This window comes from Streptomyces sp. NPDC006235 (assembly GCF_040613735.1).
Taxonomy (GTDB): domain Bacteria; phylum Actinomycetota; class Actinomycetes; order Streptomycetales; family Streptomycetaceae; genus Streptomyces.
The window spans coordinates 312,855-320,486 of record NZ_JBEXSR010000002.1 but is presented as its reverse complement, the minus strand read 5'-3'; the positions used below and the strand labels follow the sequence as shown (position 1 = coordinate 320,486).

Below are 7,632 nucleotides of genomic sequence, written 5' to 3'. Positions count from 1 at the left end.
GAAATCAAGCCCAGCCCGACTCGGGCCTGCCTAACTACCCTCGCGCCATGCCTGCCACAGCCGGGCGTACCGGCCGCCGAGAGCCACCAACTCGTCGTGTGTGCCCTGCTCGACGACGCGGCCCGCGTCCAGCACGGCGATCCGGTCCGCCGCCATCGCCTGGGTCAGCCGGTGCGCCACGAACAGGGTGGTCCGGCCCGCGCACGCGGCCACGACCGCGCGTTCCAGCTCGGCGGCGCCCTCACTGCCGGCCTCCGCGGTGGACTCGTCGAGCACCACCACGGGCGAGCGGGCCAGCACCAGCCGGGCCAGGGCGATCTGGGCGACCTTGGTGACGTCGAGGCGCTCACCGCCCTCGCCGACCCTGGTGTTCAGCCCGTCGGGCAGCGCCTGGACCCAGGCGTCGGCGCCCACCGTGCGCAGTGCGTCCGTCAGTTCGGCGTCGGTCGCCCCGGGCGCGGACAGCCGCAGGTCGTCGGCGAGCGGGCCGGAGAACACATGCGTCTCCTGCGTCAGGATGCTCACCAGGGCCCGCGCCGCGGCCTCGTCCAGACCCGCCAGGTCGGTCGCGCCGATGCGTACCGACCCGGCGTCGGGCGTGCCGATGCCCGCGATCAGCGCGGCCAGGGTCGTCTTGCCCGCACCCGTCGCGCCCACCAGCGCGAGCGAACCCCCGGCCGGGATCGTCAGATCGACGTCCCTCAGCACCGGTTCCTCGGCTCCGGGGTAACGGAACGTCAGTCGCCGCACCGTCACCGGCAACGGCTCGGCGTCCGCCGGCGCGACGGCCGGGTCACCCACCAGCCGGCCCTCACCGGCCTCCCCCAGCACACCGACCAGCCGGGTCAGACTCGCGCCCGACTTCTGTGCCTCGTCGAAGGTGAACATGATGAGGCCCAGCGGGCCGAACAGCCGGTGGAACAGCAGCGGAGCCGCCGACACCTCGCCGAGGGTGGCGGCATCGGCCTCCAGCAGGGCGTACCCCACCACGATGATCAGGACCAGCCCGATGAACTCGGCGCGGTTCTCCCGGCCGACGAACCGGCCGAAGAACCGGAACACCTCGATACCGAGGTCGCGCACGCGCCAGGACTCGCTGGTGACCTTCTCGCGGAAGGCGCCCTCCAGCCGGTACGCGCGGACCGTGTCGATCCCGTTCAGACCGCTGATCAACGCCTGTGCGCGGTCGGCCTGGGCCACGCGCTGCTTGCGGTAGAGCGGCGCGGAGCGGGGGAGGTACCAGCGCAGGGCCAGCGCGTACGCGGGCAGCGCGCCGGCGCCCGCCAGTCCGAGCCGCCAGTCCAGGCCGAACATGCCGAACGTGGCGATGGCGACCAGTACTCCGGCCGAGAACACGGTGGGGATGGCCGTTCGGATGCCCTTGGAGATGACGGCCACGTCGTCGCCGACCCGGGAGAGCACGTCTCCCCGGCCGACCTGTTCGATGCGGGCGCTCGGCATCCCCAGCACCGCCCGGACGGCTCCTTCCCGCAGCCGCGCGAGCAGGTCGGCACCCAGCCGGCCGATCAGGTAGGTCGACACCGCGGTGGCCGCCGCGCCGAGCAGCGCGGCGGCCCCGATCAACACCCCGATGGTGACCAGGACCGAGCGCGACTCGCCCTCGACCACGCCGTCGACCACCCGGCCGAGCAGCAGGACCGGCAGCACCTGGAGCGCCGCGCCGGCCACCGTGGTGAGCACGGTGGCCGCCGACAGCCAGGGCACCTCGCGGCAGTGCGCCGCGACCCATCGGGACGCCTCGCGCCCGGTCGCCGTGTGCAGCGTCGCCGGGGCGGGGCGGGTGGCGGTCGCGCTCACACCGCGACCCGGGCGGGCAGGGGACAGGACAGGGTGACCGGCATCGCTACTCGGCCGCCGACTTCACGAGCTCGTCGACGGCGTACGGCATGGACAGCAGGGTGCCCTGGGAGATGGCCGCGCCGACCGCCGGGCCCTCGCTGTCCAGCAGGTAGGACACGTTGCCCTTCTTCACGGCGTCGAGGTTGGCGAACAGCTTGAACTTCTTCAGGGCGGCCGTGTCGGCCTTGTCGTTGATGACGAAGATGCGGTCGACGTCGACCAGGTCGACGCGCTCGGGCGAGAGCTTGGTGTAGAAGCTGCCGTCGGCGACCTTGTCGATCTCGGTCTGGTACTGGAAGCCGATGCCCGTCACGAGCCGGCCGCGCACATCGGTGGAGGTGAACGGCGCCACCGAGTTCTCGTACCAGGACAGTACGACGGCCTTCTGCTTCGCGAAGTCGGGGTGCGCCTTCTTGGCCGCGTCCAGCTTGCCCTGGATGTCCTGCACCATCTTCTCGCCCTCCTCGGCCTTGCCGAGTGCCTTGGCGATGTGCAGGGCGTTGTCCTGCCAGGGGGCGCTGAACGGCTCCTTCTCGGCCTTGGTGCGGGCCACCGTCGGCGCGATCCTGGAGAGCTTGTCGTAGCCGGCCTGGTCGATCTCGGAGTAGACCGCGATGATCAGGTCGGGGCGCAGGGCGGCGATCTTCTCGTAGTTGGGGCCGGTGTCACCGTTCTTCATGATGACCTCGGGCTTGGTGTCACCCCACTTGTCCTTCACCCAGGGCCACTGGGTGTTGATGTCGGGGCTCTTGCCCGCCGGGTTCGGGTACTGGTCGGTCATGCCGACCGGCTTGATGCCGAACGCCAGGACGCTCTGGTCGTCGGTGTAGCCGACCGTGACGACCCGCTTCGGGGCCTCGGTGACCTTCGTGGTGCCGAACGCGTGCTCCACGGTGACCGGGAAGGCGCCGGCCGCGGCGGTCGAGGTGCTGTCGCCGCCCTTGTCCGCCGAGTCCGATTCGGAACCGCACCCCGCGAGGAGGCCGACGCCGAGCGTGGCGACGGAGAGCAGTGCCGCGACCCGCCGCCATGGCTTCCTGCGCGTCGTTCTGTGGAGGAGCATCCGTCAATCCCCTTGCTTTTTCGCACTGTCCAGTACGCCCCCGGGTAAGGGCAGGCAAACCGTACCGCAAGCCAGTAAGGTAAGCCTAGCCTTACTTGCGTAACTTTCTGGCGAACTAGTCGAGTTGAACGTGCGTGCGACCGATCGGGACGATGAGCGGCCGATCCCCCACCGGATCCTCGATGATCTTGGCACGCAGTCCGAACGCCTCTTGCAGCAGCTCGGCGGTCAGCACGTCACGGGGATGCCCCTGCGCCAGGATCGATCCCTCCCGCATCACGATGAGGTTGTCGCTGTAGCGCGCGGCCAGGTTGAGGTCGTGCAGCACCATCACCACGGTGCATCCCGATTCGTGCAGATCGTCGACCAGATCGAGCACGTCCATCGCGTGCGCCAGGTCGAGATAGGTGGTCGGCTCGTCCAGCAGCAGCAGATCGGTGCCCTGGGCCAGGGTCATCGAGATCCAGACGCGCTGCCGCTGTCCGCCGGACAGCGCGTCGACCGGGCGGTCGGCCAGATCGGACACGCCGGTCATGGCCAGCGCGCGCTCAACGACGTCGGCGTCGTCCGAGGACCACTGCCGCAGCCAGCTCTGGTGCGGATGGCGGCCCCTGGCGACGAGGTCGGCCACCGTCAGCCCCTCGGGCGCGACCGGCGCCTGCGGCAGCAGGCCGAGTTTCCTCGCCACGTCCCGCGTCCTGAGCCGGGCGATGTCGTCGCCGTCCAGCACGACCGTCCCCTTGGACGGCTTGAGCAACCGGGACAGGGTCCGCAACAGGGTCGACTTCCCGCACCCGTTGGGACCGATGATGGTGGTGATCACGCCGGGGGGTATCGCCACGTCGAGATCGTCGATGACGGTCCGGGCGCCGTACCCGACCGTGACGCCCCTGGCTGCCAGCCGTGAGGCCTGATCGGACTTCGACTCGACCCCGGTGACGGACTGAGTGACCACAAGGCCCCCTTACTTAGGCTCGCCTGACTTTGTACCAGCTATCTGCGGTTCGCCCGTACCAGCAGATAGACGAGGAAGGGGCCGCCGATCGCCGCGGTGACCACGCCGACCGGGAGACTGATGGGCAGTGCCGTGCGGGCGACCAGGTCCGAGCCGGTCAGCAGCAACGCGCCGACCAGCGCGGAGGCCACCATGGGCGGCGTCGGGCAGCGCGCCAGACGCATCGCCACCTGCGGAGCCACCAGCGCCACGAACGGGACCGGGCCCGCCGCGCTCACCGCCACGCCGGCCAGCAGCACCGCGCACAGCAGGAGGACCGCCCGCACCGCCGAGTAACGGACGCCCAGGCCCGCGGCGACGTCGTCACCGAGGTGCATCGGCTTGAACTGGAACGCGGCGCCCGTCACGACGACCAGGAGGGCGAGCGTGCCCCACAGGGCCACCTGGACCTCGTCCCACGACCGGTCGTCCAGCGAGCCCACCAGCCATGCCTGGGCCTGGGCGACGTCCCTGATGTCGGCCGAGACCAGCAGCCAGGTCGTGAGGGCCTCCATCACGGCGCTCACCGAGATGCCGATGAGGATGAGCCGCAGGCCGTCGATGCCGCGCCGCCAGGCGAGGAAGTACACCAGCAGGCCCGTGCCCAGACCGCCCATGAGGGCCGCCGCCGACAGGCCCACGGAGTTGACGACCGCCGCCGCCGTCCCGCCCGACACCGTCACCAGGAACACCGCGACCGCGCTGGCGCCGTTCGTGATCCCGAGGACGTCCGGACTGGCCAGCGGGTTGCGGGCGATGGACTGCGTGAGCGCTCCGGACACCCCCAGCGCGATGCCCACGACGAGCCCGGCCAGGGCCCGCGGCATCCGCAGGTCCATGATGACGAACTCGTCGACCCGCTCGCCCCGGCCGAGGAGTGTGGCGATCACCTGGGGCAGTCCGATGGGGAAGTCTCCGACGCCGATGGACAGACAGAACACCAGGAACGTCGCCGCCGCGAGCAGCAGCGAGACGCACACGATCCACGGCCGCCACACGAACGACACCCGGCCGAGCCGCACGCCCGGCGTCACCGACGGCTTCACGTCTGTCCTGTTCATGCGCGGCTTCACGCCTGTCCTGTTCATGTGCTCTTGAACTTTCCGCGCCACACCAGGGCCGCGAAGAACGGGGCGCCCAGCAGGGCGACGACGACACCCGCGTCCAGCTCGCTCGGCCGCACCACCAGGCGGCCCGCGATGTCGCAGACCAGGAGCACGATCGCGCCGAGCAGTCCCGCGTACGGCACCAGCCAGCGGTAGTCGGGCCCGGTCAGGTACCGGGCCACGTGGGCCACCATGAGCCCGAGGAACGCAATGGGCCCGCAGGCGGCGGTCGCGGCTCCGGCCAGCAGGGTGATGGCGGTGATGCCGATGGTCCGGCTCAGCGCGATGTTCACCCCGAGCCCGCGCGCCACGTCGTCACCCAGGTTGAGCAGGTTGAGGGCGGGCAGCGTGATCAGGGCCAGCACCAGTCCGGCCGCGATGAACCCGGTCACCGGCCAGATGACGCCGAATCCCACGCCCGCCACGGAGCCCGCGTTCCAGAACCGCAGGGCGTTCAGCGACTTCTGGTCCGACAGGGCGATCGCCGTGGTCATCGCCGCGAGGAACACCGTGACGCCCTGCCCGGCCAGGGCGAGCGTCAGCGGGTTCCCGGCGCCCCGGCCGATGCTCGCAAGCCCGAACACCACGACACCGGAGACCGCCGCCCCCAGGAAGGCGAACCAGAGGTACTGGAACGGGTCGGAGAGCCCGAACACGGCGATCACCGTCACCACGGCGAACGAGGCACCGGAGTTCACGCCCAGCAGGCCGGTGTCGGCGATCGGGTTGCGCGTGTACCCCTGGATCAGCGCCCCGCCGACCCCGAGGGCGACGCCCGCCACGATCGCGAGCACCGTCCGAGGCACCCGCACGGTCTCGACGATGAGCCTGATCTCGGTGAGCCGCTGATCGGACTCCGGCGCCGCGAACAACGCGTGCCACACCTCGCCGGGGCTCAGCGCGCGCGCCCCGACGGCCAACGACACCGCCCCCGCGGCCACGAGGACCAGCACCAGCGCGCCGAGTCCCACAACTCGCCGCCGACGGGCCCGAGTTGTGACCTCGGACGCGGGGCGCTCCACTGCGATCGTGCCCATGTCGACGTACGTTATCCCTTTGATCAACGAGAACGGCAGCGCCCCCAGGGGCGCGGGGAACGGCGCGCCCAGCCACATGCGGCCCGCAGACGCGATACAGCCTCACCAGCGGAGCTAACGCGCCGTCGTGCCCGTTCCGTCGGCGACCGTCCGGGCCGCGTCGGAGACGGGCTTGCGGCCCCGGTCGAGGAGCGAGTCGAGGATCTCGCCGACCCTGATGGCGGTGTTGGACAGCAGGGACGAGGTGATGCCGTGCGTGTGCTCGGTGCCGCCCTGGAGGTAGATGCCGCAGTGCAGGTCCGGCTCCGTGGCGATGCGGTAGTCGCGCTCGACACGGACCCGGCCCTCGTCGTCACGCAGGCAGCGGTCGGCCACCTCGCCGAGCAGACCGACGGGGTCGGCGGGGCTGTAGCCGGTGGCGAAGACCACGACGTCGGCGTCCAGGAAGGTCTCCTCGCCGGTGACGAGGGAGGTGACCGCGGCCGTGACCTTGTCCGGCGTCTCCGTGACACCGGTGAGCCGGGAGACGTTGAGGAAGCGCAGGCGCTCGGTGCCGAGGACCTTCTCCTGGTACATCTGCCGGTACAGGTCGTCGATCAGATCGATGTCCACCACGGAGTAGTTGGTGTTGCCGTGGTAGTCCATCAGCCGGCGTTTGACGTCCTTCGGCGCCGCGAAGAACTCGTCGACGGCCTCGGGGTCGAAGATCCGGTTGGCGAAGGCGCTGTCGTCGGCGGGGCTGTAGCCGTAGCGGGAGAAGACGGCGCAGACCTCGGCCCCGGGGAAACGCCGGTGCAGGTAGGCGACGTTCTCGGCGGCACTCTGCCCCGCGCCCACGACGACGAACCGGGACGGCGTGGTGCCCTCCAACGCGTCGACGCGGCCCAGCAGTTCGGAGTTGTGCCAGACGCGGTCGCTGCGCTCCACGCCCTCCGGCATGAGGGGACGCAGGCCGGTGCCGAGGACGAGGTTGCGGGCCCGGTGGACCTCCAGGCCCTCCCCCGAACGGACCGTCACATCCAGGTACTCCACAACGCCGTCGCGCAGGACGGGCATGACGCCGACGACCTCGTGGCCGTAGGAGACCATGTCGTCGACCTGGCCCGCGGCCCACTCGAAGTAGTCGTGGAACTCCACCCGCAGCGGGAAGAGGTTCTTGTGGTTGATGAAGTCGATCAGCCGTCCCTTGCTCTTGAGGTAGCACAGGAAGCTGTACTCGCTGGCCGGGTTCCGGAGCGTCACCAGGTCCTTGAGGAAGGACACCTGCATGGTCGCGTCGTCGATGAGCATGCCTCGGTGCCAGCCGAAGCGCGGCTGCTGCTCGAAGAAGTGCGCGGAGACCGCCTCTCCCCCGGCGGCGCTTGCGTTGTGCTCGCTGAGCGCGATCGCCATGGCCACGTTGGACGGCCCGAAGCCGATGCCAATGAGGTCGTGGATCAAAGGGGCGTCGCCAGGACGAGCCTGTGCCATGTCACTCCCATCGTACGAAGTCGGGCACGCCGAAAGAGGCCCACCCAAAACTTAGGTAAGGCTAAGCTCATCGCGTAGGGCTGTCTATAGACAAAAGGGACA

At 70.3% G+C, this 7,632-nt stretch carries 6 protein-coding genes; all 6 read right to left on the bottom strand.

Features of this window, described 5'->3' with window-relative positions:
• Positions 1-30: 30 nt before the first annotated feature.
• The 6 genes from ABZ192_RS03595 to ABZ192_RS03570 all read right to left on the bottom strand — a co-directional run bounded on the left by ABZ192_RS03595 (position 31) and on the right by ABZ192_RS03570 (position 7,530).
• Positions 31-1,818: an ABC transporter ATP-binding protein gene (locus ABZ192_RS03595; RefSeq protein WP_356922850.1), complete on the bottom strand. Its 1,788-nt coding sequence runs from the start codon at positions 1,816-1,818 to the stop codon at positions 31-33.
• Between the two features lie 46 nt (positions 1,819-1,864).
• Positions 1,865-2,923, bottom strand: coding sequence for an iron-siderophore ABC transporter substrate-binding protein (locus ABZ192_RS03590; RefSeq protein ID WP_356922849.1), 1,059 nt, complete (start codon positions 2,921-2,923; stop codon positions 1,865-1,867).
• Between the two features lie 115 nt (positions 2,924-3,038).
• A complete protein-coding gene (locus ABZ192_RS03585) occupies positions 3,039-3,878 on the bottom strand; it encodes an ABC transporter ATP-binding protein (protein ID WP_356922848.1) in 840 nt (279 codons plus the stop codon).
• A 38-nt stretch (positions 3,879-3,916) separates the two neighbouring features.
• On the bottom strand, positions 3,917-4,978 hold the full coding sequence (locus ABZ192_RS03580) for an iron chelate uptake ABC transporter family permease subunit (protein WP_356922847.1): 1,062 nt from the start codon (positions 4,976-4,978) through the stop codon (positions 3,917-3,919).
• Positions 4,979-5,001: 23 nt separating this feature from the next.
• Entirely contained in the window at positions 5,002-6,060 is a 1,059-nt protein-coding gene (locus ABZ192_RS03575; protein WP_356922846.1) for an iron ABC transporter permease, read from the bottom strand.
• Positions 6,061-6,174: 114 nt separating this feature from the next.
• Entirely contained in the window at positions 6,175-7,530 is a 1,356-nt protein-coding gene (locus ABZ192_RS03570; protein WP_356922845.1) for a lysine N(6)-hydroxylase/L-ornithine N(5)-oxygenase family protein, read from the bottom strand.
• Positions 7,531-7,632 lie beyond the last annotated feature (102 nt).